This is a genomic window from Sphingomonas sp. (assembly GCF_041661825.1).
GTDB lineage: Bacteria > Pseudomonadota > Alphaproteobacteria > Sphingomonadales > Sphingomonadaceae > Sphingomonas.
Genome location: NZ_JBAZTU010000007.1, coordinates 218,488 through 239,775, shown reverse-complemented (window position 1 = coordinate 239,775; position 21,288 = coordinate 218,488). Strand labels below are relative to the sequence as shown.

22 protein-coding genes and 1 pseudogene are annotated in these 21,288 nt (G+C 66.7%); 17 read left to right on the top strand and 6 right to left on the bottom strand.

The genetic code is table 11. The features are described 5' to 3' along the window. Positions 1-128 (bottom strand): annotated as a pseudogene (locus tag WC729_RS28520) (5-aminolevulinate synthase); the annotation flags it as partial. 261 nt (positions 129-389) lie between these two features. Further along, the gene (locus WC729_RS28515) at positions 390-755 is read right to left on the bottom strand and encodes a hypothetical protein (RefSeq protein WP_372858120.1); all 366 of its coding nucleotides are present in this window, start codon (positions 753-755) and stop codon (positions 390-392) included. Between the two features lie 153 nt (positions 756-908). Between WC729_RS28515 and ccoN the strand changes: the two genes are divergently transcribed. From ccoN to ccoS, 8 genes are read left to right on the top strand one after another with little or no spacing between them, the layout of a single operon-like run. Beyond that, on the top strand, positions 909-2,555 hold the full coding sequence (gene ccoN, locus WC729_RS28510; protein WP_372858118.1) for a cytochrome-c oxidase, cbb3-type subunit I: 1,647 nt from the start codon (positions 909-911) through the stop codon (positions 2,553-2,555). An 11-nt stretch (positions 2,556-2,566) separates the two neighbouring features. After that, positions 2,567-3,301: a cytochrome-c oxidase, cbb3-type subunit II gene (ccoO, locus tag WC729_RS28505; RefSeq protein ID WP_372858117.1), complete on the top strand. Its 735-nt coding sequence runs from the start codon at positions 2,567-2,569 to the stop codon at positions 3,299-3,301. After that, positions 3,298-3,465, top strand: a complete 168-nt coding sequence (locus WC729_RS28500; protein ID WP_372858116.1) for a cbb3-type cytochrome c oxidase subunit 3 — start codon at positions 3,298-3,300, stop codon at positions 3,463-3,465. Before ccoO ends, WC729_RS28500 begins: the two co-directional genes overlap by 4 nt. Beyond that, on the top strand, positions 3,458-4,381 hold the full coding sequence (ccoP, locus tag WC729_RS28495; RefSeq protein ID WP_372858114.1) for a cytochrome-c oxidase, cbb3-type subunit III: 924 nt from the start codon (positions 3,458-3,460) through the stop codon (positions 4,379-4,381). The genes WC729_RS28500 and ccoP overlap by 8 nt, the downstream gene beginning before the upstream one ends. 5 nt (positions 4,382-4,386) lie before the next feature. Continuing rightward, a complete protein-coding gene (ccoG, locus tag WC729_RS28490) occupies positions 4,387-5,904 on the top strand; it encodes a cytochrome c oxidase accessory protein CcoG (protein WP_372858113.1) in 1,518 nt (505 codons plus the stop codon). Further along, positions 5,901-6,359: a FixH family protein gene (locus WC729_RS28485; protein WP_372858111.1), complete on the top strand. Its 459-nt coding sequence runs from the start codon at positions 5,901-5,903 to the stop codon at positions 6,357-6,359. Before ccoG ends, WC729_RS28485 begins: the two co-directional genes overlap by 4 nt. Beyond that, entirely contained in the window at positions 6,356-8,494 is a 2,139-nt protein-coding gene (locus tag WC729_RS28480) for a heavy metal translocating P-type ATPase (protein ID WP_372858110.1), read from the top strand. Before WC729_RS28485 ends, WC729_RS28480 begins: the two co-directional genes overlap by 4 nt. Further along, on the top strand, positions 8,491-8,670 hold the full coding sequence (gene ccoS, locus WC729_RS28475) for a cbb3-type cytochrome oxidase assembly protein CcoS (RefSeq protein ID WP_372858108.1): 180 nt from the start codon (positions 8,491-8,493) through the stop codon (positions 8,668-8,670). Before WC729_RS28480 ends, ccoS begins: the two co-directional genes overlap by 4 nt. 72 nt (positions 8,671-8,742) lie before the next feature. On the opposite strand, the gene WC729_RS28470 is transcribed toward ccoS, so the two are convergent. Then, complete coding sequence (locus WC729_RS28470; protein ID WP_372858106.1) at positions 8,743-9,426, bottom strand: OmpW family protein; 684 nt, start codon at positions 9,424-9,426, stop codon at positions 8,743-8,745. 123 nt (positions 9,427-9,549) lie between these two features. Here WC729_RS28470 and hemN point away from each other — a divergent pair, with 123 nt between their 5' ends. After that, positions 9,550-10,872 carry an oxygen-independent coproporphyrinogen III oxidase gene (gene hemN / locus WC729_RS28465; RefSeq protein WP_372858105.1) on the top strand — a complete coding sequence of 441 codons (1,323 nt, stop codon included), beginning with the start codon at positions 9,550-9,552 and terminating at the stop codon, positions 10,870-10,872. 265 nt (positions 10,873-11,137) lie between these two features. Continuing rightward, complete coding sequence (locus WC729_RS28460; protein WP_372858104.1) at positions 11,138-11,842, top strand: Crp/Fnr family transcriptional regulator; 705 nt, start codon at positions 11,138-11,140, stop codon at positions 11,840-11,842. A gap of 4 nt (positions 11,843-11,846) precedes the next feature. Here the strand turns inward: WC729_RS28460 and WC729_RS28455 are convergent, their stop codons facing one another. Next, positions 11,847-12,344 (bottom strand): hypothetical protein, encoded by a 498-nt coding sequence (locus WC729_RS28455; protein WP_372858103.1) that lies wholly within the window; start codon positions 12,342-12,344, stop codon positions 11,847-11,849. Between the two features lie 141 nt (positions 12,345-12,485). Between WC729_RS28455 and WC729_RS28450 the strand changes: the two genes are divergently transcribed. The 4 genes from WC729_RS28450 to WC729_RS28435 all read left to right on the top strand — a co-directional run bounded on the left by WC729_RS28450 (position 12,486) and on the right by WC729_RS28435 (position 15,794). Beyond that, positions 12,486-13,295: a universal stress protein gene (locus tag WC729_RS28450; RefSeq protein ID WP_372858101.1), complete on the top strand. Its 810-nt coding sequence runs from the start codon at positions 12,486-12,488 to the stop codon at positions 13,293-13,295. A gap of 75 nt (positions 13,296-13,370) precedes the next feature. Then, positions 13,371-13,748, top strand: coding sequence for a response regulator (locus tag WC729_RS28445; protein WP_372858100.1), 378 nt, complete (start codon positions 13,371-13,373; stop codon positions 13,746-13,748). A 63-nt stretch (positions 13,749-13,811) separates the two neighbouring features. Beyond that, the gene (locus WC729_RS28440; RefSeq protein WP_372858098.1) at positions 13,812-14,615 is read left to right on the top strand and encodes a universal stress protein; all 804 of its coding nucleotides are present in this window, start codon (positions 13,812-13,814) and stop codon (positions 14,613-14,615) included. 99 nt (positions 14,616-14,714) lie between these two features. Beyond that, complete coding sequence (locus tag WC729_RS28435) at positions 14,715-15,794, top strand: L,D-transpeptidase family protein (RefSeq protein WP_372858097.1); 1,080 nt, start codon at positions 14,715-14,717, stop codon at positions 15,792-15,794. On the opposite strand, the gene WC729_RS28430 is transcribed toward WC729_RS28435, so the two are convergent. Together WC729_RS28430 and WC729_RS28425 are read right to left on the bottom strand one after the other, a co-directional pair. Next, positions 15,791-16,369: an NAD(P)H-dependent oxidoreductase gene (locus WC729_RS28430; protein WP_372858096.1), complete on the bottom strand. Its 579-nt coding sequence runs from the start codon at positions 16,367-16,369 to the stop codon at positions 15,791-15,793. The genes WC729_RS28435 and WC729_RS28430 overlap by 4 nt on opposite strands. A gap of 27 nt (positions 16,370-16,396) precedes the next feature. Then, entirely contained in the window at positions 16,397-19,054 is a 2,658-nt protein-coding gene (locus tag WC729_RS28425) for a GNAT family N-acetyltransferase (RefSeq protein ID WP_372858094.1), read from the bottom strand. 149 nt (positions 19,055-19,203) lie between these two features. Between WC729_RS28425 and WC729_RS28420 the strand changes: the two genes are divergently transcribed. The 3 genes from WC729_RS28420 to WC729_RS28410 are packed head-to-tail and all read left to right on the top strand — an operon-like array spanning position 19,204 to position 21,284. Then, entirely contained in the window at positions 19,204-19,347 is a 144-nt protein-coding gene (locus tag WC729_RS28420) for a hypothetical protein (RefSeq protein WP_372858093.1), read from the top strand. After that, a complete protein-coding gene (locus WC729_RS28415) occupies positions 19,347-20,018 on the top strand; it encodes an NAD(P)H-dependent oxidoreductase (RefSeq protein WP_372858091.1) in 672 nt (223 codons plus the stop codon). Before WC729_RS28420 ends, WC729_RS28415 begins: the two co-directional genes overlap by 1 nt. 15 nt (positions 20,019-20,033) lie before the next feature. After that, positions 20,034-21,284, top strand: coding sequence for an MgtC/SapB family protein (locus WC729_RS28410; RefSeq protein ID WP_372858089.1), 1,251 nt, complete (start codon positions 20,034-20,036; stop codon positions 21,282-21,284). Positions 21,285-21,288 lie beyond the last annotated feature (4 nt).

Below are 21,288 nucleotides of genomic sequence, written 5' to 3'. Positions count from 1 at the left end.
TTATGCCCGGCAAAGCAGCGCGCGTTGGGGAACGCACCCTTGTTGCGCAGGATATCGATGAAGACGCGATATCGGCCTTCGACATGCAGGCGGTCAATCGCCTGGGTGAAGATGCGCGAGTAGTCCATCGCCGCTCCAAAAACATGGCCGAAACCGCCAAAGGCCGGAGCGCGCGTGTTTGGAGGAGAATGCGGATCGGCGCTCTACGGAGTTTTCCGGATGGGTGACATCCCGATTTCGGCAGGTCTTGTAGCGGAGTATCCGGTGTCTATTCCATCGGCGGCATCCTTCCCCGAGGTGCTGCCGCAGGAATGGTATCCCGGCATCCAAGGGGTGCCGTTATCCCGGCCTCTTCGCCCGCTCCCCTGAAGAGGCCGGGACTCCCCTGCTCAGGGAAGCCGCCCGTCCTGCCTGAAGCGCTCGACACCGCGCGACAGCAATTCCCGAAACCCGGCTAGGAGCGCCTCGTCAGGGGTGGTGAAATTGAAGCAGGACTTGCCCTGCATGCGCCCGCGCAGCCCATCGCCTATATCCTCCAGCAGCGCCGGATACACATAGACCGGCATGAGATGGGCCGAGACGTAGCGCTTGCCGATCTCCACCCCGCCCAGCGCCGTCCGGTAGCCGTCCCGCGATCGCACTTCATGCGTACCCAGGAAATAGCGCCCCGGTTCGTCGCACGTCACCACTGCGGCGGCCGCATGCTCAGCGAATTGAGCGCGCAGGCGCGCGAAGACGGCGGCGAAATCGTCCATTCCGCAATTCTAGCCCAGACGCGCCCCACGATCCTAGGACCTTTACGTACAGCGGCGGTCCCTGACCTTCCGCTACCGGTTTGACGACGATCAAGGGCCGCGACCGCGGCGATCGTCATGGCGCCATCCGCTGATGGCCACGGAGGGAGGGCAATGGACGACATTCTATTCAGGGCGGGCGCCTGGCTGCTCGTGTTCATGATCGCGCTGCTCGCGGCCGCGACGGCGATCGATCACGGTTTCGCCGTGCAGATGGCGATCGTCGCCACCGCCGCCCTGATCGCGGCCGCCGCGCAGATGCGCGGTGCAAGCAACCCCTACCCCGCCGCCGGACCCCGCGACCGCTACGACGATCAGGTCATCCGCTGGGGCGTGATCGCCACGGTGTTCTGGGGCGTGGTGGGTTTCCTGGTCGGTCTGGTGATCGCCTCGCAGCTCGCCTTCCCGTTGCTCAACCTCCATTCCGAATTCAGCACCTTCGGCCGTCTCAGGCCGCTTCACACCTCGGCGGTGATCTTCGCGTTCGGCGGCAACGCGCTGATCTGCACCAGCTTCTACGTCGTGCAGCGCACCTGCCGCGCGCGCCTCGCCTTTCCCGCGCTCGCCCGTTTCGTGTTCTGGGGATATCAGCTGTTCATCGTGCTGGCTGCGACCGGCTATCTGCTCGGCATCACCGAGGGCCGCGAATATGCCGAGCCCGAATGGTATGTCGACATCTGGCTGACGATCGTCTGGGTTTCCTACCTGGCGGTATTCGTCGGCACGATCGTGCGCCGGTCCGAGCCTCATATCTATGTCGCCAACTGGTTCTATCTCGGCTTCATCATCACGGTGGCCCTGCTCCATCTGGTCAACAATCTGTCGATGCCGGTCAGCCTGGTCGGCTCCAAATCCTATTCCGCCTTTGCCGGCGTCCAGGATGCGCTGACGCAGTGGTGGTACGGCCACAACGCGGTCGGCTTCTTCCTGACCGCCGGTTTCCTCGGCATGATGTATTATTTCGTGCCCAAACAGGCCGAGCGCCCTGTCTACAGCTACCGGCTGTCGATCATCCATTTCTGGTCGCTGATCTTCCTCTATATCTGGGCGGGTCCCCACCATCTCCATTACACCGCGCTGCCCGACTGGGCGCAGACGCTGGGCATGGTCTTCTCGATCATGCTGTGGATGCCGAGCTGGGGCGGCATGATCAACGGGCTGATGACGCTCAACGGCGCGTGGGACAAGATCCGCACTGACCCGATCATCCGCATGATGGTCTTCGCCCTCGCCTTTTACGGCATGTCGACCTTCGAGGGCCCGATGATGTCGATCAAGTCGGTCAATTCACTCAGCCACTACACCAACTGGACGATCGGCCATGTCCACTCCGGCGCGCTCGGCTGGAACGGCATGATCACCTTCGGCGCGCTCTATTACATGACGCCGAGGCTCTGGGGCCGCACCCGCCTCTATTCGCTGCGCATGGTCAACTGGCACTTCTGGTGCGCGACCCTGGGCATCGTGCTCTACGCCTCCGCGATGTGGGTGGCGGGCATCACCCAGGGGCTGATGTGGCGCGAATATGGGTCGGACGGCTACCTCGTCTACTCCTTCGCCGAAGTCGTCCAGGCGATGCATCCCTATTACGTGATCCGCACGACGGGCGGCCTGCTCTACCTCGCCGGCGCGCTGTTCATGGTCTGGAACATCTGGATGACGATCGCGGGCAAGCTTCGCGACGAGGCGCCGATGTCGAGCCCCGCCTTCGATCCGGCGCGCGACATACCGGTCGTGCCCGCCAAGCCAGCAATCGCCTGAGGACCAAGCCAATGGCCAACGCCCTTTCCCGCCACAAGGCGATCGAGCGCAACGTCACGTTGCTCGCGGTCCTCGCCTTCATCACCGTCGCGATCGGCGGCATCGTCGAGATCGCGCCCCTGTTCTGGATCGACTCGACCGTCACCAGGACGGAAGGGGTGCGCCCCTACACGCCGCTCGAGCTCGCCGGACGCGACATCTATATCCGCGAGGGCTGCTATGGCTGCCACAGCCAGATGATCCGCCCGTTCCGCGACGAGACCGAGCGCTACGGTCATTACAGCCTCGCCTCGGAGAGCATGTACGATCACCCGTTCCAATGGGGATCGGGGCGTACCGGGCCCGACCTGGCGCGCGTCGGCGGGCGCTATTCCGACGAATGGCATGTCCAGCACATGAAGGATCCGCGCGCCGTGGTGCCGGAATCGATCATGCCGCCCTATGCCTTCCTCGCCGAGCGCGATGTCGACACAACTCATATCGCCGATCACCTGGTCGCGCTGCGCCGCGTCGGCGTGCCCTATAGCGACGAGGACATCAAAAAGGCCGCGGACGACATTGTCGGCCAGGGCTCGACCGATGGTGACGCCGCCGGCCTGGCCAAGCGCTATCCCAAGGCCCAGTCCCGCGACTTCGACGGCAATCCCGGCCGTCTGACCGAGATGGATGCAGTGGTCGCCTATCTCCAGGGCCTGGGAACCCAGATCGATTTCAAATCGGCAGCGCCACGGGAGCAGCGGAAATGAGCACCTACGACACGCTTCGGCATCTCGCCGACAGCTGGGGCCTGGTCATGATGGGCATCATCTTCCTTGTGCTGGTCGGCTGGACTTTCCTGCGCGGCGTGGCCGACGGCCACCAGCGTGCAGCCCTGAGCATCTTCGAGCAAGAGGACGAAATCGATGGCTGACGGAAAGCGCATCGACGAGGCGACCGGTACCGCGACGGTCGGCCATGAATGGGACGGGATCGAGGAACTCGATACCCCGATGCCGCGCTGGTGGCTCTACACCCTCTATGCGACGATCGTCTTCGCGATCGTCTATGTCGTGCTCTACCCGGCGATCCCGATGCTCCATGGCGCCACGCCCGGGACGCTGGGTTGGTCGAGCCACGGCCAGCTCGAACGGGAGATCGCGGCCGACACGGATCGCAAGGCGCCGGTGATGCTGGCGCTGGCGCAAATCCCGATCGAACGCCTGCCCGCGAATTCGACGCTGCTCCAGGCAGCAGAGGAAGGCGGCCGCGCTGCGTTCAAGGTCAATTGCGTCCAGTGCCACGGCTCCGGTGCCACCGGCTTCAAGGGCTATCCCAACCTCAATGACGACGACTGGCTGTGGGGCGGCGATATCGCGACCATCCAGCAAACGCTCACTCACGGCATCCGCCAGCCGGGCGACGACCAGACCCGCATGTCGATGATGCCCGCCTTTGGCCGCGACGGCATCCTGAAGCCCATCGAGGTGCAGGACGTGGTGTCCTGGGTCCGCTACCTATCCAAGCAGGAACCGGCGAGCGTTTCCGCCCGGCGCGGCAATGCGTTGTTTGCAGCGAATTGCGCCGCCTGTCACGGCGATGCCGGCAAGGGTAATCGTGCCTTTGGCGCACCTGACCTGACCGACGGCATCTGGCTCTATGGTGGGGATCGTGACACGCTGACCGAGACGGTGACCAATGCCCGCTACGGCATCATGCCCGCCTGGGGCACCCGCCTCGATCCCGTCACCATCAAGATGCTCGCGGCTTACGTCCACTCCCTCGGGGGGGGCGAGAGGTCACCGTCGGAGGCCGACCAAGCTACGCCTCCGACGGTGGCGCTGAAGTAGCGCATATGTCCCATCCCCTGCCCCTCCCGGAAAACGCCGGCCGCTTCTTCGAGGCGCGGCGCAAGGTTTTCCCGAAGGCCGTCGATGGCAGCTTCCGCCGCCTGAAATGGGCGATCATGGGGGTGGCGCTGGCGATCTATTACGTCACGCCCTGGTTGCGCTGGGATCGCGGGACCTATGCGCCCGACCAGGCGGTACTGGTCGATCTCGCGCATCGCCGCTTCTACATGTTCGCGATCGAGATCTGGCCGCACGAATTCTATTATGTCGCCGGCCTGCTGATCATGGCCGGGATCGGCCTGTTCCTCGTCACGTCGGCGGTCGGCCGTGCCTGGTGCGGCTATGCCTGCCCACAGACGGTCTGGACTGACCTGTTCGTGCATGTGGAGCGCGCGATCGACGGCGATCGCAACGCCCAGATCCGCTTGCAGAAAGCGCCCTGGGGCCCGACCAAGATCCTCAAGCGTGTATCCAAACATGCGATCTGGCTGGTGATCGGCGTACTGACGGGTGGCGCCTGGATATTCTACTTCGCTGACGCACCGACGCTGTTCGGCAACCTGGTGCACGGCACGGCGCCCTATGTCGCCTATGCGACGATCGGCATCCTGACGCTCACCACCTATGTTTTCGGTGGGCTGATGCGCGAGCAGGTGTGCATCTATATGTGCCCCTGGCCGCGCATCCAGGGCGCGATGCTCGACGAGAAATCGCTGACGGTCACCTACAAGGCATGGCGCGGCGAGCCACGCACGCACGGGCTGAAGCGCGAGGCAGCGGCGAACGACCTCGATAACCCCGGCATGCCCTCGCTCGCAGCGCTGGCCGCCGACCCCGCGCTCGCCTCACGGATCGGGGATTGTATCGACTGCAACGCCTGCGTCGCGGTGTGCCCGACCGGAATCGACATCAGGGAAGGGCCGCAGATCGGGTGCATCACCTGCGGCCTGTGCATCGATGCCTGTGACGGCATCATGGCAAAGGTCGGCCGGCCGTCGCGTCTGATTGGCTACACCACCGATCTCGACGGGCGGATCGCCACTGCCGGCGGCAGCCCGCTGTCACCGATCAGGCGCCTGCTCAGGCCGCGCACGATCGCCTATTTCGCAGTCTGGGCCGGGATCGGGCTCGGCATGCTGTTCGCGCTCGGCAACCGCACCCGGATCGACATCAGCGTGCAGCAGATGCGCAATCCGCAATGGGTGCGCCTGTCCGACGGCAGCATTCGCAACAGCTATACCGTCAAGATCCGCAACATGGAGGCGCGCCCGCGCACCGTCGAGATCGCCACGTCTGGCGTCCCCGGCGTGATCTGGAGCGACTCCGGCAGTCGCGACCGGGCAGGTCGGACTGTCCGCCTCACCGTCCCGGCAGATCAGGTGGGTCGGGTGCAACTGTTCGTGGCTGCCCCGGCGGCGGGGGCGAGCCGGGCCGATATGCGCTTCACCGTCCGCGCAATCGATGCCGAAGGCGGCGCGGCAAGCGACGACAGTTATTTCGAGCGGCCGGAGCAAGGGCAATGACACGAGGCTTCACCGGGTGGCACATGACCGGGATCATGGTCACCTTTTTCGGCGTGGTGATCGCCGTCAATTTCCTGATGGCGAGTTATGCGGTCGGCACCTTTAGCGGCACCGTAGTCGACAACAGCTATGTCGCCAGCCAGCATTTCAACACCTGGCTGGCCGAAGCACGCGCGCAGCGCACGCTTGGTTGGTCGGTGTCCGTAAGCGCGGGCAAGGACCGCCTGGTGCGGATCGCCCCTGCCGGACCCCGCGGACCGCTGACCGCCGCGAGGGTGACCGCCACCGCCGCTCATCCGCTGGGCCGGATCCCGGCCCGCACGCTCGCTTTCCATCGCGGCGACGATGGCCGCTTCGTCGCGGATGCAGCGCTGCCCGCTGGCCGCTGGTTGCTGCATGTCGAGGTGCGCGACGGCTCGAACGAGGCGCGGTTCGACGATGAGGTGCGCCTGTGAACGCCGTCCTGCCGATCGCCCGCGCGCCGGAAATCGTCGAGACCAGCTTCACCGTCGATGGCATGCGCTGCGCTGCCTGTATCGCGAAGCTGGAGGATGGTCTCGCCCGGGTTCCGGGCATTGCCTCGGCCCGCGTCAATTTCACCAGCAAACGAATCCGTATCCGGCACGACGCGTTGGCGGACGACATGCTGCAGGCTGCGATCGGACGCATCGGGTTCACGGCCCATGTCTTCGCCGGCGAGAACGATGGCGCTGCCCGGACCGAAAGCCGCTCGCTCGTCCTGGCCATGGCAGTCGCCGGCTTCGCAGCCATGAATATCATGCTGTTGTCGGTCGCGATCTGGTCCGGCGCCGAAGGCCCGACCCGCACCCTGTTCCACTGGCTGTCCGCCCTGATCGCATTGCCGACCATCGCCTTTGCCGGTCGGCCCTTCTTCCGCAGCGCGTGGAACGCGCTCCGCCATGGTCGCACCAACATGGATGTGCCGATCTCGATCGGCGTGACGCTCACGGCAGCGATGAGCCTCTATGAGACCGCAACCGGCGGCCATCACGCCTATTTCGACGGCGCGGTGATGCTGCTGTTCTTCCTGCTCGCCGGCCGCTTCCTCGACAGCGCGATGCGGGTACGAGCACAGGACGGCGTCGCCGCACTGATGCGCCGCGTGCCGAGCGATGTGCTTGTCCTCCGACCCGACGGCACCACGCAGCGTCGGACGGCCGCCGATGTCGCACCCGGGATGAAGATCCTCGTCGCCGCCGGGGAACGCATCGGTGTTGATGGGGTGATCGAGCAGGGCCATAGCAATGTCGATCGCTCGCTGGTGACCGGCGAGAGCATGCCGGAATCCGCCACCATCGGCAGCATCGTGCTGGCAGGCACGATCAACCTCACCGCGCCGTTGACCGTGCGCGCGACCGCCGCGGGCGACGCGACCGCGATCGCCGACATCGCGCGGCTGATGGACACGGCGGGCCAAAGCAAGTCTCGCTATGTCCGCATCGCCGATCGCGCGTCGCGGCTCTATGCCCCAGCGGTCCATGGCCTTGCGTTGCTCAGCTTTATCGGCTGGCTGGTCGCCGGGGCCGGCGTCCACCAGGCGCTGATGATCGCCGTCGCCGTGCTGATCATCACCTGCCCCTGCGCACTCGGACTCGCGGTGCCGATTGCCCAGGTGGTCGCGGCGGGCTCCCTGTTCCGCGCGGGCGTGCTGATCAAGGACGGCAGCGCGATCGAGCGCCTGGCCGAGGCGGATGCGATCCTGCTCGACAAGACCGGTACGGTCACGCTCGCGCAGATCGAGCCGCTGGCCGGCCTGCCGGAGGACCCGCTCGAGCGGGGCGCGTTATTGTGGCTGGCGCAATCCAGTCGCCATCCTTTGTCCCGTGCACTCGCGGCCGCGCTAGAACGTGGAGCCGTCATGCCCGTCCCCCTAACACATATGATAGAGCATGCCGGGCTCGGCATGGAGGCGCGGCTGGGGAAACGGGTGGTGCGGTTGGGTCGGCCGGACTGGGTCGGCTCGGCCGGCAACGCCCCCGACACCGCGGCGACCGCATTCGCCATCACCGGCGGCGGCACGCACCTGATCCTGTTCGGCGATACGCCCCGGCCGGACGCAGCCGAAGCGGTGGCGCGGCTCAAGCGCCTTGGATTCGACCCCGAACTGTTGTCCGGGGATTCGTGGCCCGTCGTTACGGCCCTTGGCACGCAGCTGGGCATTTCCGGGCGTCCGCGTATGTCTCCCGCCGACAAATACCGCGCGATCGAAACCCTACAGGCGGCCGGCCGCCATGTACTGATGGTCGGCGACGGTCTGAATGACGGGCCTGCGCTCAAGGCCGCCAATATCGCGATGGCGCCCTCCTCGGGCAGCGATGTCGGCCAGCTGGCGGCCGATGTTGTGTTCTTCGGCGAACGGCTGATGCCGGTACCGATCGCCATCGCCGCGGCGCGACGTACCATGGCGGTGGTCCGCCAGAATTTCGCAATGGCGATTGGCTACAATGTGCTTGCGGTGCCGCTCGCCATCGCGGGACAGGTCACGCCGCTCGTCGCTGCCCTGGCCATGTCGGGATCGTCCCTGCTGGTCGTGGCCAATGCCCTTCGCTTGCGGAGCGCCGCCCAATGAACGGCCTCGCGCTGCTCATCCCGATCGCGCTCGGCCTGGGCCTTGCGGCGCTCGGCGCCTTTTTCTGGACTGTCCGGTCAGGCCAGCTCGACGATCTCGACGGCGCGGCGTTGCGTATCCTGATCGACGACGACGATGCCGGCCCGCCGCCGGCCCCAGCACATTCCCCGGAATAGCGCGACGAGCGGCAATACGAAAAAGGGCCGGCATCGCTGCCGGCCCTTTTCCGCTGATCATCGAGGCGGGGATCAGAGGCGGATGCCGAACCCGACACCGACCACGATCGGGTCGAGATGCACATCGACCGTCTGCGTGCCGATCGCCGTCGTCCGCAACGTCGCCTTGGTGTCCATGTCGATATATTTGACGTCGAGGTTCAGGAAGACGCGGTTCGTCAAGTCGATATCGATGCCGGCCTGGGCCGCCCAGCCGACGCTGTCCGACATGTGCACGCTGGTCGGGCCGACCGCGCTCTTCAGCCCGGTCGAGGCCTTCTCGTTGTAGAACACCGTATAATTGACCCCGGCGCCGACATAGGGCCGGATCTTGCCCTGCGGATTCAGGTGATATTGCACGGTCAGGGTAGGAGGCAGCACCCAGGTCGAGGCGAGGTCGCCAATGCCGCCGGTCGTCCCGGTCTTGCCCGATGCGGTGTGCTTGGTCGTCGCTGCGATCAGTTCGAACCCGATAGTGTCGGTCGCCATATAGGTCAGGTCGACTTCCGGCATTACCGAATTGTCGACCGAGACCTTCTCGCCCGGAAAGGTCGGCCGGATGCCGCTCGAGCTTTCTGTCGGCGCAACCAGGATGCCGCGCACGCGCAGCAGCACGTCGCCGGCCTCGATGCCCTGACGCTCCTGCGCGCTGGCCGGCGCGGCCCAGGCCATTGCGGCAATCAGCACGCCTGCAGCGATCGATGTGGTGTGGTTCATATAAGCCTCCTTTGAGCTGGCCCGCTCCTAGGCGGCCACCGCGCCGGTGCATTTGAGCGCAGGCAAGCGTTGGTTTGACCGGGGTCAAGGCACGCGGCGGCAGGTTCCAGCATCCGCGACGGCATGTGGCGCTATATCCCAGACCTGCTCGCGACCCCGGTCCCCCGGTACACGAGCTTTCCCACCGCGGCCGAGTTCACCGACACGGTCGACGCGCCCGACATGGATGCCGCGCTGGCCGGAGTCGGTCAGGGCGCGCCGGTTTCGCTCTATCTCCATATCCCCTATTGCCGGGAGATCTGCTGGTATTGCGGCTGCAACACCGGGGCTGCCAACCGCACCGGCCGGCTCGACGCCTATCTCCAGCGCCTGGGCCAGGAGATCGACCTGGTCGCCACCAGCCTTGGCGGCCGCGGCAAGGTCACCCGGATCGCCTGGGGCGGCGGCAGTCCCAATGCGCTCGCGCCCGACGCCTTCGACCGGCTGAACGATCGCCTGCTCAAGGCATTCGACGGTGCCGGGGCGGTCGGCTCGATCGAGGTCGATCCGCGCGGCCTCGGCCGCGCATGGGCCGCCAGCATCGCACGCAACCGCATCGGCCGCGTCAGCCTGGGCGTGCAGACATTCGCGCCGCACATCCAGGCCGCGATCGGCCGGGTGCAGCCTGAGGCCGATATCGCAAACAGCGTAGGGCTGCTCTGCGAGGCCGGGGTGGGCTCGATCAATTTCGACCTGATGTACGGCCTGCCCGGGCAATCCACCGGCGACCTGGTCGATACGCTCAACCGCGCGATCGCCATGGGCCCGGACCGGCTTGCCGTGTTCGGCTATGCTCATGTCCCGCATCTCCTGCCGCGCCAGCGCCGCATCGACGCGAGCGCCCTGCCCTCGCCGCGCGACCGATTCGTCCAGGCGGGCATCGCCCATGACCTGCTGACCGCCGCCGGTTACCAGGCGATCGGGTTCGATCATTTCGCCAGGACCGGCGACGCCATCGCGATCGCGGCCAGCGCCGGAAAGCTCAGGCGCAATTTTCAGGGTTTCACCGAGGACGCCTCCGACACGCTGATCGGCCTCGGCGCGTCGGCCATCAGCGCCTTTCCCGACCGGCTGCTGCAGAATGAAAAGAACACGGGCCGCTATCATCTGAAGATCGGCAGCGGGCGCTTTGCCACCGCGCGGGGTCTAAGACGGACAGCCCTCGATGCGCGGATCGGCGCGGCGATCGAGCAGGTCCTGTGCAACGGGCGCGCCGATCTTTCCGGCCTGCCCCTCACCCGCCCTGTCGAGGCGGCGCTCGAGCGCTTTCGCATGCTCGGCCTGGTCGCCCGCGACGGCCATGACCTTAGTCTCGCGCCGGACGGCCTTCCCTATGCCCGTAGCATCGCAGCGACGCTCGATCCCTATCGCGCGGGCAACCAGGTGAGGTTCAGCAGTGCCGTCTAGCTTCTTCGCCCTGCTTTCGTTGCCGGCAGTCGCAGGTCTTGTCCTCTCCGGGACGCCGATCTGCGTGGCCGGAAACCAGGTCGTCTGGATCGCAATCTGCGGTGAGCATCGCAGCATACCCCTGCCCCTCGGGCCGAAGCTCCCTCCGCGCGACCGGGAATGCCCCGTTGCCTGCCACGCAGCCTGCACGCGAAAGCATGGCAGCGACGCAGAATCCGGATAGTTACGTACAGCCAGTGCCGCCGCGCGCTGGCACGTCGCGGGCATGAACACCGTCATCGACCGCTGCCGATCCTGCGTGGTGCGCGACCACGCCATATGCGCCGACCTGGCCGACCCCGAACTCCAGGCGTTGAGCGCGATCGGACGCCGTCGCACGATCGCGGCCGGCCAGGTGCTGGGCTGGGCCGGCGATGCCAATCTCGCCTGCGCCACTCTGGTGTCCGGCATCCTCAAGGTGACCAGCTCAACCGCGGACGGGCGGGAGCAGATCGTCGGCCTGCTCTTCGCGGGCGATTTCGTCGGCCAGCTCTTCCTCCAGGAAGCGACCTTGACGGTGACGGCGCTGACCGAATCCGACCTGTGCCTCTATCCGCGCGAGCGTTTCGAGCATGTGCTGCGTAGCTCGCATGCGCTCGACCATGCGTTGCTGCGCCGGACCATGGCCTCGCTCAACGACGCGCGTGAACGCATGCTGACGTTGGGCAAGCGCGCGGCGCGCGAGCGCATCGCCGGCTTCCTGCTGGATCTTGCCCGGCGCGCGGCGGAGGACGGTCGCGGATCCTCGGCCGTGTTGCAGGTCCCGATCAGTCGCGGTGACATGGCGGATTATCTGGGGCTGACGATCGAGACGGTCAGCCGCCAGCTCACCCGGTTCAAGGCGATGGGCGCCATCGACCTGGCCAAGGGCGGGCGCAGCATCGACGTGACCGACATGGCGGTCCTCCGTTCGATCGCCGACGCCGGCTGAATCCTCAGGCCAGTACCGGCTTCCGCTCGAGCCCGGCGCCGATCAGCAACATCAGCGCCTCTTCAAGCGCGACCGCCCGGCGACATCCGTCGAAGAAGCATCGCAGCATATAGCCGAGTTCTTCCGGTCGGGCGGCGCTGCCGCGCGCTGTGCCGTCCCACAGCGCGGCGACGACATCCTCGCCATGCACCGCATCCAACGCGTGCATGCTGGCCAGCGATTCAAGCATCTGGCGTAGCGCGGGATTGGTCTGGAACTCCATGAGATCCGCAAAGACCGTCTCTGCACGCCGGAAGTACCGGCTCGTCACAAAATCGATATGGCTGCAGATGCGCCGGACGCGCCGGGGTGGCGGCAGCGCCGGCAGCATGTCCGCAAGCCGCTCCAGCTCCAGGCACAGGACCAGTTGCGCATCGTGATCGTCACGCAGCTGCCGGCCGAGCAAGTCGATCAGCTCGGTATCCGGCACCATGCCGGGCAATATCTGCGAGTCCGCCATCATGCCGCACTATTCGGCCGGCCCGGCCGCCCGGGCTTTGACGCCGGTCAAGCCGCTGGTGCCGGGCCCGTATCCGTAAACTTCCCGATATGCCCCATCCTCGGCCCGGCCCAGACTTGCCGCACCGATCAGGAGCCGATCCCCATGAAAAACATCCTTGTCCTCATCCATGACGACAGCGGGCAGAACGCCCGGGTCCAGACCGCGCTCGATGTGGCGCGCGCCGTCGGAGGCCATCTGCGCTGCGTCGACGTCTCGATCGTGCCGGAGGTAGTGACCGACTATGTCTCGATGGGCGGCGGTGCGCTGCTGCGCGCCGATGAGGAGCTGAACGAGGCGAGCAACCGGACCCGCGTGCGCGAGCGTCTTGAGAATGACGATGTGCCGTTCGATTGGATCGATACCAGCGGCGATCTCACCGAGTCGATGCGGGCCGCGGCCGCCCTCACTGACCTGGTTGTGGTCAATCGCGAGTTGCAGACAAGTTTGTTCCCGAACGCGCTCGAGCTGGCTGGCCGGTTGCTGGTGGAGGCCCGTCTGCCGGTGCTGGCGGTACCGGAAACGGCCAAGGGCCTCGACATACGCGGCCGGGCCCTGATCGCCTGGGATGGTTCTCCCTCCGCCGAAGCGGCGCTAAGGGCGGCCGTGCCGCTGCTCCGGCACGCCGGGTCGGTGACGATCCTCTATGTCGAAGACGGATCGCTGAAGATCCCGCCGGAGGATGCCGCGATCTATTTGTCGCGTCACGGTATCGAGGCGACGATCCAGCGCGAGAAGATCCTGATGGATCGTCCCGGTGCCGTGATCCTGTCGGCGCAGCACTGGACCAAGGCGGACTATGTCGTGATGGGTGCCTTTGGTCGCGCGCGCGTGATCGAGGAACTGTTCGGCGGCGCGACCGAGCGCCTGCTCACCGAAAGCCCGGTTCCTCTCTTCCTCGTCCACGGCAGATAGGGTCCGGATATCTGCGTACAGACCGGCCGCACCCCCGGTCACACAAGGGCTTCACCCCAACCGCTCAGGTACCATATGACCAGTTCCGATCCCCCGATTGCAACCCGCCCGCGAGCAGTGCTGATTGAAGACGACGAAGGTGTGCGCCGGTCGCTGCAACTCGTCCTTCACGCGCGGGGTTATGATGTCCGTGCCTATGCCTCAGCCCTGCCGTTCCTGGAAAATCTGCGGCAGGACGAGATCGACCTGCTGGTTACCGACTACCGGCTGCCGGATGGCGATGGGCTCGGCGTCCTGCGCGCGCTGCTTCGCGACGGCTGGCACGGCCGATCGATCCTTGTGACAGCTTTCCCGTCGTCGATGCTGACGGACAGCGCCAAGGCCTGCGGCTTTGACGTGGTACTCGAAAAACCCTTGCGACCCAACGAACTGGCGGGCGCGATCGCTGGCTGAAGGGCCTGGGACAATGCCGGACCGCATCCCGCGCCGGCGCAGAATTGAAGAATGGAGGCTGACATGAAGAACATTCTGTTGCTGGTCCACGACGATGCGGGCCAGGAAGCCCGCATCCAGGCCGCGCTTGATATTGGGCGCGCGGTCGAGGGGCACGTCACCTGTCTCGACGTCGCGATCCTCCCGGCGCTGGTTGGTGCCGACTATGTCGGCGACGCCGGATTCGGGATGCTGCTCGCCGAGGAGCGGAATCGCGAGGCGGCAAACCGTGCAACGCTTGAGGCCCGATTGGCGCGGGAGGACGTGCCGTGGGACTGGATCGATGCGACCGGTCAGATCGCCGGCTGCCTCAAGGGTGCATCGGCGCTCGCCGATCTGATCGTGGTCAACCGGCAGCTCGACGAGTTTCCCATTCCTGACATGCGCACCGCCGCAGGCGAGCTCGTCGTCCAGTCCGGCAAGCCGATCCTGGCAGTGCCCGACTCGCTCAAGCGCATGGATCTCGAAACTGCCATGGTCGCGTGGGACGGGTCGGCCACATCGGCTGCCGCGCTGCGCGCGGCGGTACCGCTGCTCAAGCTCGCCAGCCGGGTCGAGATCGTGGAGATCGAGGATGATTCGGTCCGGGCGCCGGTCGAGGACGCCGCGGCCTATCTGTCGCGTCACGATATCCATGCGATGGTCCGGCGGCTGCCGCACAGCGGCAGGACCACCGCTGACGTGCTGGCCGACCGGATCGCCACCGGTGCGTTCGGCTATGTCGTCATGGGGGGATTCGGGCATCGCCGCTTCCTCGAGGCGCTGTTCGGCGGCGTGACCCGGGCGATGCTGACCAGGTGCCCGGTGCCCTTGTTCATGGCCCATTGAGCGGCACGATCGGTGCATGGGTTCAAGAAGCTGGCTGCGATACTGTTGGCCGCGGCGGCATGTTCCGGTGGCTGGACCGCCCCGGCTCCAGCCCAGGCGGTGGCACGAGCCTCCGCGCGCTGGTCGGGCGACGATGTGGCAGCGCTGATTCGCGAGGCGGAGCGGAGCTCTGGCGAAGGAATCCGTGCCGGGCGGTACGACATAGCGGGCTTGCGGGGTGAAGCCGAAGCTACCGCGCCTGGTCTCGACGCCCTGGCCGATCGCATCGCCCTGTCGCTCGCCCATGACTATGCGGAAGGATCGACGACCGCGGCGGCGCGTGCCGGGTGGGGCATCCCGCGCGATCGGATCGACTATACCGCCTGGCTGGCCGGCGCGCTGGCCCGGCACGACATGGAGGGCTCCCTTCGGGCCTTGCTACCGACGGAGGGCGCTTATGCCGCGCTGCGCGACGCCCTGGGGCATTGCGACACGCCGCCGCATTGCCTGACGATCCGGGTGAACATGGAGCGGTGGCGCTGGCTGCCGCGCGAGCTCGGCACCAACCATATCCTCGTGAACCCGGCCACCTTCAGGCTTGACCTTGTCGAGCAGGGCATTGTCATCTCCACACACCGCGTGATCGTCGGCAAACCAGCGAGCCCCACGCCGACCTTCGCGACGCAGGTGACGGGCGTCACCGCCAATCCCTGGTGGAACGTGCCCCAGAGCATCGTGGCCGAGAGCGTTGGCGCCCTGGTGCGCGCCCGGCCGGCCGAGGCCGCGGAACGGGGCTATGTCGCGGCACGCGGCGCCGATGGGCGCCTTCAGGTCCGGCAGCGACCCGGGCCGCGCAATGCGCTCGGCCTGGTCAAGCTCGAGATGCCCAATGCGCACAGCGTCTTCATCCACGACACCCCGTCGCGCGACCTGTTCGAGCAGGACCGGCGCGCTTTGTCTCATGGCTGCGTGCGCACGGCGCGGCCCGACATCCTGGCCAAGATCCTGCTGCCGCCCGATGGCGCGGCCGAGTTCGACAGCCTGATGGCGAGCGGGGTCAACAGGACGCTGCCGCTGGCAACGCCGGTGCCGGCCTATATCGTCTATTTCACTGCCGAACCGGATCCCGAGGCGGAAGGCGGCGTGCGCTTCTTCGAAGATCTCTATCGCCGTGACGGGCGGGTGGCGGCAGCGCTCTAAGCGCCGTCCTGCCCAAGCTCGAACAGCTCATCGAGCGCTTTCTCACGGCCCTCGGGGCTGCCTTCCACCCCGCCGACGAGCGTGTGGCGCACTGGCTTCATGCCGACCAGCTTGAGGATATTGCGCTCGAAGCTCTTCACGCTGTGGGCGCCGAAATAGAAACGATAGAAGATCGCCGGCATTCCCATGGTCACGACCAGCCGCGCCGATTTGCCGCGCAGCAGGCCGCTGTTGAGGCCCGCCCCCTTGGGGTCGATCGCGAAACCCGGCCGAAGCGTCTGTTCGAGGAACGCCTTGAGCAACGCAGGCATGTCGCCCAGCCAAAGCGGATACAGGATGACGGAGTGATCCGCCCAAGCGAGCGTTTCCTGCGCTGCCACGATGGCCGGCGGCGGGGGATCCTGTTCCCAGGCGGCGCGCGAGCGGAGCAGCGGAAAATCGAGCGTGGCAAGCTCAACCGACCTTACCTCATGGCCGCCGTCGACAGCGCCGGCACGATAGCTGTCGGCGAGCGCGTGGACGAACCTGGCGCGGTCGGGATCGGGATGGCCGTCGATCAGGGCAATGCGGGTCATGTGGCGTCTCCGGGAGAGCAGTTTCGATCAGTTCGTCTCGACCTTCCGGCGGACGGTCACTTCGGTCGAGAAGGTCTGGCTGGGAACGGCCTCGAAACCCGCCTCGCGCTCGAGCTTCAGCGCGGCGTGGTTATCGCTGCTTTCGACCGATTCGACCGTCTCTATTCCCTCCGCTCGGGCATAGGCGAGCACATGCTGCAACAGCGTCCAGCTGACGCCGCGGCCCTTGAAGTCTGCGCGGACCGAGATGGCCAGCTCAGCCCGGACGCCATCGGGATCGCAGGCCAGCATCGCCGTGGCGATCAACAGACCGTCCCCGGCAAAGGCGAGGAAGTTCATGGTCCGTCGGTAATCGATCTGGGTCATCGCGACGAGGCGATCATGCCCGACCTCGTGAAGGCCGGTCAGGAACCGGAACCGAAGATCTTCAGGCGTGACGTGACGGAAGAACTCGGCCAACGCCGCTTCGTCGCCGGGCTTCACTGGTCGAACACGCATCCCAACGCCGTCCCGGGTGGTGAGATCACGCGCCCATTCCATCGGCACCGGGCGGATCACGGCGCGCGACGCCCGCGGTGCGCCCGAGATGCGGGCCCGCGCATCGACCCCGATCGCGCCTGCCTCGTCGACCACCAGCGGATTGATGTCGAGTTCGACGATCTCGGGGAAATCCAGGACCAGCGCCGACAGCGCATTGAGTGCAGCGACGATGGCCATGCGGTTGGCCGGCGGCACGTCACGATAGCCGTCGAGCAGGCGGGCAATCCGGGTCGAGGCGATCATGTCCTCGGCGAGGACATCGTCGAGCGGCGGCAGCCCGAGCGCGCGGTCACGGATCAGTTCGACGGCCTTGCCGCCGGCGCCAAAGGCGATGACCGGCCCGAACACCGAATCTTCGGCGATTCCGACGAGCAGCTCGCGCCCATGCGCGGGAGCGATCATCGGTTCGATCTCGAAACCGGTGATCGAGGCCCGGGGGTGATCCTGGGAGAGGCGGCGCACCATCACGTGCGCGGCGGCCACCGCCTCCTGTTCGCTGGCGAGGTTGAGTGCGACCCCGCCAATGTCGGACTTGTGCGGAAACTGCGGCGAGATGAGTTTCAGGACATAGGGCGCCGAGACGCGCGCACAGGCGGAAGGGATGGCCTCGATCGTGCGCGCCAGCACCGCCTCCACCACCGGGATGCCATAGGCACCGAGTATTGAGCGGACCTCGCACCCAGTGAGGATCGTGCGCCCTTCGCCCCGAGCGCCGGTGAGAATCGCCCTAACCCGGGCCCGGTCCCCCTCAGCGACGGTGACGTGGGCCGGCGCGCGCATCACGGCATCGCGACCCTTGCTGGCTTGCAACAGATAGCCAAAGCCGCGCACCGCATCGTCGAGATTGTCGAACAGCGCTATGCCGGCCGCATCGAACGCGGCTCGCGCCGCGTCGGCATTGTGCGTGCCGAGCCAGCAGGCGATCACCGGCTTGGTTGCGGGCACACGCTCGGCGACCGTCGCGATCACCGCCTGCGCGATATCGGTGCCGGTGGCCGCGGCGGTCGGACAATGCACGACCAGCACCGCATCGACACCAGGATCGGCCAGTGCAGCGCGCGTCGCTGAGGCGAATCGTTCGGGCCGTGCGTCGCCGACCACATCGATCGGGTTGGCACGCGACCAGGAAGCTGGAAGCACCGGATCGAGCGCCGCGATCGTCTCCGGCGTCAGCGCCGCCAGGGTCCCGCCGCTAGCGGGCAGCGCGTCGGCTGCGAGCACGCCAGCGCCGCCGCCATTCGTGACGATCGCGAGCCGCTCGCCACACCACGGCCGATGCCGGCTCAGCATCTGCGCCGCGTCGAACAATTCGGTCAGGCTGTCGACCAGGATGATTCCGGCACGGCGGAACGCAGCGGCGTGCACGTCATAGGCACCGGTCAGCGCGCCGGTATGCGAGGTAGCCGCCTTGCCTGCCGCATCGGTCCGCCCGGCCTTGATCGCGATCACCGGCTTGATCCGCGACGCGGCGCGGGCGGCCGACATGAACTTGGCCGGATTAGTGACGCCCTCGATATAGAGCAGGATCGCATCGGTCTTCGGGTCTGCCGCGAACAGGTCGATAAGGTCGCCGAGATCGACATCGACCATGTCGCCGACCGAGACGACCCCCGAGAAACCGATATTCTTCGCCGCCGCCCAGTCGAGCATCGCAGTGACCAGGGCGCCGCTCTGCGATACAAACGCCAGCCCTCCCGGCACAGCCGCGCGCGGCGCGAAAGACGCGTCGAGCTTCGCATGGGGCAGCAACGCGCCGAGACAGTTCGGGCCGACGATGCGCAGCATATGCGGCTTCGCTGCATCGAGGATCGCCTGGCGCGTCACCGGGTCGTGCAAGCCGGCCGAAACGATCACCGCGACCTTGGTGCCGAGCGCACCGAGCTCGCCCACGATCGTCGCGACCGTTGCCGCAGGCGTGACGATCACCGCCAGGTCCGGCGCGACGGGCAGCTCGGTTACCGACGCCACCCATACCACGCCCTTCATCTCGACCAGTTTCGGGTTCACGGCAAAGATCGTGCCTTCGAACCCTCCGTCGGCGATATTCGACAGCACCATCTCGCCCATCGAACCTTGTCGCTGCGACCCGCCGATCACGGCGACGCTGCGCGGATGAAGAAGGGCCTGGAGGTTGCGGACGGTCATGGGATCGCTCCTGTGCGAGTCGACGCGACGCGCGTCTCCAACACCAGTGTTTTCCCACGCCCCGCCCGCGGTGAGACATCCGTATAGTTCCGCATATGGCCGCGAGGCCCAGTCGCTAGATTTCGCTCATCCCAACCGGAGGACTCGATATGGCAACTGCCCTGCATGCGCTTTCCGACCGCGCGGCGTCCTTCGCCGTCCGCCAGCCTCGCGCGGCCATCGGCGGCTCAATCCTGTGCTGCATCGTCCTGGCTGAGCTGCTTGCGGCGATCGCAATCAACGGAAGCCTGTAATGCGCGTCGATCCTCACGAGATCCGCCATCTGGTGATCCTGGGCCATCCGGCGTCCTCGAGCTTCAACGGCTCGGTCGCCGCCGAATATTGCGACGCAGTCCGCGCCTGCGGCCAGACGGCGATGCTGCGCGACCTCTATGCGATCGGGTTCGATCCCTTGCTGAAGAATGAGGAACGGCCCGATCAGCCAGGCTTCGTTCCCAGCCCGGAAGTCCAGGACGAAGTCGAGCTCATCAAGGCCAGCTCCGTGATCGTGCTGGTCTATCCGATCTGGTTCGGCATGCCCCCGGCCATCATCAAGGGCTATGTCGACCGTGTGATGGGCGCCGGGCTGATCGCCCGCGACATCAAGACCGGTACCGGCCCGCGGCTGCTGCAGGGCAAGCGCCTCGTGATCCTCAGCTCCTCAGCCTCGACCATGCCCTGGCTCGAGGAGCATGGCCAATGGGCGTCGATGCGCCAGGCATTCGACACCTATCTCGCCACGATCTTCGCGATGACCGGCAGTACGCACACCCATTTCGACGCCATCGTCGATGGCCGCAACGAACGTTTCATGCGAGAGGATTTCGAACGCGTCCGCGAGCTCGCGCGCTCGACGTGCAGCACGGTGCTGAGCGAGCGGCATGCGGCACAGATCCAGTCGCTCGGGCGTGGCGGGACCGTTTGAACGACCGGAGCGAGTATGGCTGATATCGACCCGGTGACTGCGTCCACGCTCGGCTATGCGCTCGCCATCGGTCTGCTGATCGGCCTGGAACGCGGCTGGACCAGTCGCCACGAGCGGGCAGGCACCCGGGTGGCGGGATTCCGCACCTTCGGACTGCTTGGGCTAGCCGGCGGCATTGCCGGCTTTTTGCCGACGATGGCTGCAGCCGTGCTGCTCGGCGGCGCCGTGCTGCTCATCCTGATCGGCTATCTCCGCCAAAGCAGCGAGCCAGGCGACCTGAGTGCGACCAGCGCCATTGCAGGCGTCGTCGTGCTCGCGCTCGGCATGCTCGCCACCCTCGGAAGGCCGGCGATCGCGCTCGGCGCCGCGGCGGCTGCGACCCTGTTGCTGTCGATGCGCGGGCAGCTGCACGGCATCGTGCGCGGCCTGAGCGCGGCGGAGCTTCGCGCAGCGGCCCGGTTCGCGATCCTGACGCTTGTCCTGCTGCCGCTGATGCCCGATCGCGCGATGGGTCCCTATGCGGCACTGAACCCGCACAAGCTGATGCTGGTGATCATCTTCGTCACCGGTCTGTCCTTCGCCGGCTACATCCTCGCGCGTCGGGCCCGGGCGTCGCGGAGCATGGTGCTGATCGCGGCCTGTGGGGCGCTGGTTTCGTCTACCGCCGTGACGCTGGCGTTTGCGCGCAGGCTGGCAACCAGTCCGACTGCGACGGCCGCGCTGTCGGCGGGGATCGCGCTTGCCTCGGCGATCAGCGTCGCGCGGGTCTGCGTGCTCGTCGCTATCCTCGCGCCCCGCGCCATCGCGCCCCTTGCGATCATCCTGGGGCCGGCAGTGGCCCTGCTTGCCGGCACGACCTGGTGGCGGCTTCGACGCGAAACGGCGCAGCAGGAACAGGCCGTAGTACTAGGCAATCCGCTCGAACTGGGCGCGGCCCTCATCCTGACGGTGATCGTTGCCATCTCCTCCATCGCGAGCCACTGGGCGCTCGTCGCGTTCGGCGATGCGGGCGTTGCCGGCGTGCTGGCGGTGATCGGGCTGGCCGATGTCGATGCGGCGGTGATCGCCTTCGCCGCCATGCCACCCGACGCGATCACGCCGCGCATGGCCGGCGTGGTACTGGCGATGCCAGTGCTGCTCAACATGGTGCTGAAGACGGGGCTTGTGCTGGGCGCCTCCCGATCCCGCGCGCATTTCCTGGCGGCGGCACCGCTGTGCGCCGCGACCGCTGCGATCGCGCTCGGGATCGGCGTTGCCCTATCGTGACTCG

What these genes read in the sequence shown, in the direction of transcription:
- WC729_RS28515 (WP_372858120.1), bottom strand. Translation starts at nt 755, where the DNA reads ATGGACGATTTCGCCGCCGTCTTCGCGCGCCTGCGCGCTCAATTCGCT.
- ccoN (WP_372858118.1), top strand. Translation starts at nt 909, where the DNA reads ATGGACGACATTCTATTCAGGGCGGGCGCCTGGCTGCTCGTGTTCATG.
- ccoO (WP_372858117.1), top strand. Translation starts at nt 2,567, where the DNA reads ATGGCCAACGCCCTTTCCCGCCACAAGGCGATCGAGCGCAACGTCACG.
- WC729_RS28500 (WP_372858116.1), top strand. Translation starts at nt 3,298, where the DNA reads ATGAGCACCTACGACACGCTTCGGCATCTCGCCGACAGCTGGGGCCTG.
- ccoP (WP_372858114.1), top strand. Translation starts at nt 3,458, where the DNA reads ATGGCTGACGGAAAGCGCATCGACGAGGCGACCGGTACCGCGACGGTC.
- ccoG (WP_372858113.1), top strand. Translation starts at nt 4,387, where the DNA reads ATGTCCCATCCCCTGCCCCTCCCGGAAAACGCCGGCCGCTTCTTCGAG.
- WC729_RS28485 (WP_372858111.1), top strand. Translation starts at nt 5,901, where the DNA reads ATGACACGAGGCTTCACCGGGTGGCACATGACCGGGATCATGGTCACC.
- ccoS (WP_372858108.1), top strand. Translation starts at nt 8,491, where the DNA reads ATGAACGGCCTCGCGCTGCTCATCCCGATCGCGCTCGGCCTGGGCCTT.
- WC729_RS28470 (WP_372858106.1), bottom strand. Translation starts at nt 9,426, where the DNA reads ATGAACCACACCACATCGATCGCTGCAGGCGTGCTGATTGCCGCAATG.
- hemN (WP_372858105.1), top strand. Translation starts at nt 9,550, where the DNA reads ATGTGGCGCTATATCCCAGACCTGCTCGCGACCCCGGTCCCCCGGTAC.
- WC729_RS28460 (WP_372858104.1), top strand. Translation starts at nt 11,138, where the DNA reads ATGAACACCGTCATCGACCGCTGCCGATCCTGCGTGGTGCGCGACCAC.
- WC729_RS28455 (WP_372858103.1), bottom strand. Translation starts at nt 12,344, where the DNA reads ATGATGGCGGACTCGCAGATATTGCCCGGCATGGTGCCGGATACCGAG.
- WC729_RS28450 (WP_372858101.1), top strand. Translation starts at nt 12,486, where the DNA reads ATGAAAAACATCCTTGTCCTCATCCATGACGACAGCGGGCAGAACGCC.
- WC729_RS28445 (WP_372858100.1), top strand. Translation starts at nt 13,371, where the DNA reads ATGACCAGTTCCGATCCCCCGATTGCAACCCGCCCGCGAGCAGTGCTG.
- WC729_RS28440 (WP_372858098.1), top strand. Translation starts at nt 13,812, where the DNA reads ATGAAGAACATTCTGTTGCTGGTCCACGACGATGCGGGCCAGGAAGCC.
- WC729_RS28430 (WP_372858096.1), bottom strand. Translation starts at nt 16,369, where the DNA reads ATGACCCGCATTGCCCTGATCGACGGCCATCCCGATCCCGACCGCGCC.
- WC729_RS28425 (WP_372858094.1), bottom strand. Translation starts at nt 19,054, where the DNA reads ATGACCGTCCGCAACCTCCAGGCCCTTCTTCATCCGCGCAGCGTCGCC.
- WC729_RS28420 (WP_372858093.1), top strand. Translation starts at nt 19,204, where the DNA reads ATGGCAACTGCCCTGCATGCGCTTTCCGACCGCGCGGCGTCCTTCGCC.
- WC729_RS28415 (WP_372858091.1), top strand. Translation starts at nt 19,347, where the DNA reads ATGCGCGTCGATCCTCACGAGATCCGCCATCTGGTGATCCTGGGCCAT.
- WC729_RS28410 (WP_372858089.1), top strand. Translation starts at nt 20,034, where the DNA reads ATGGCTGATATCGACCCGGTGACTGCGTCCACGCTCGGCTATGCGCTC.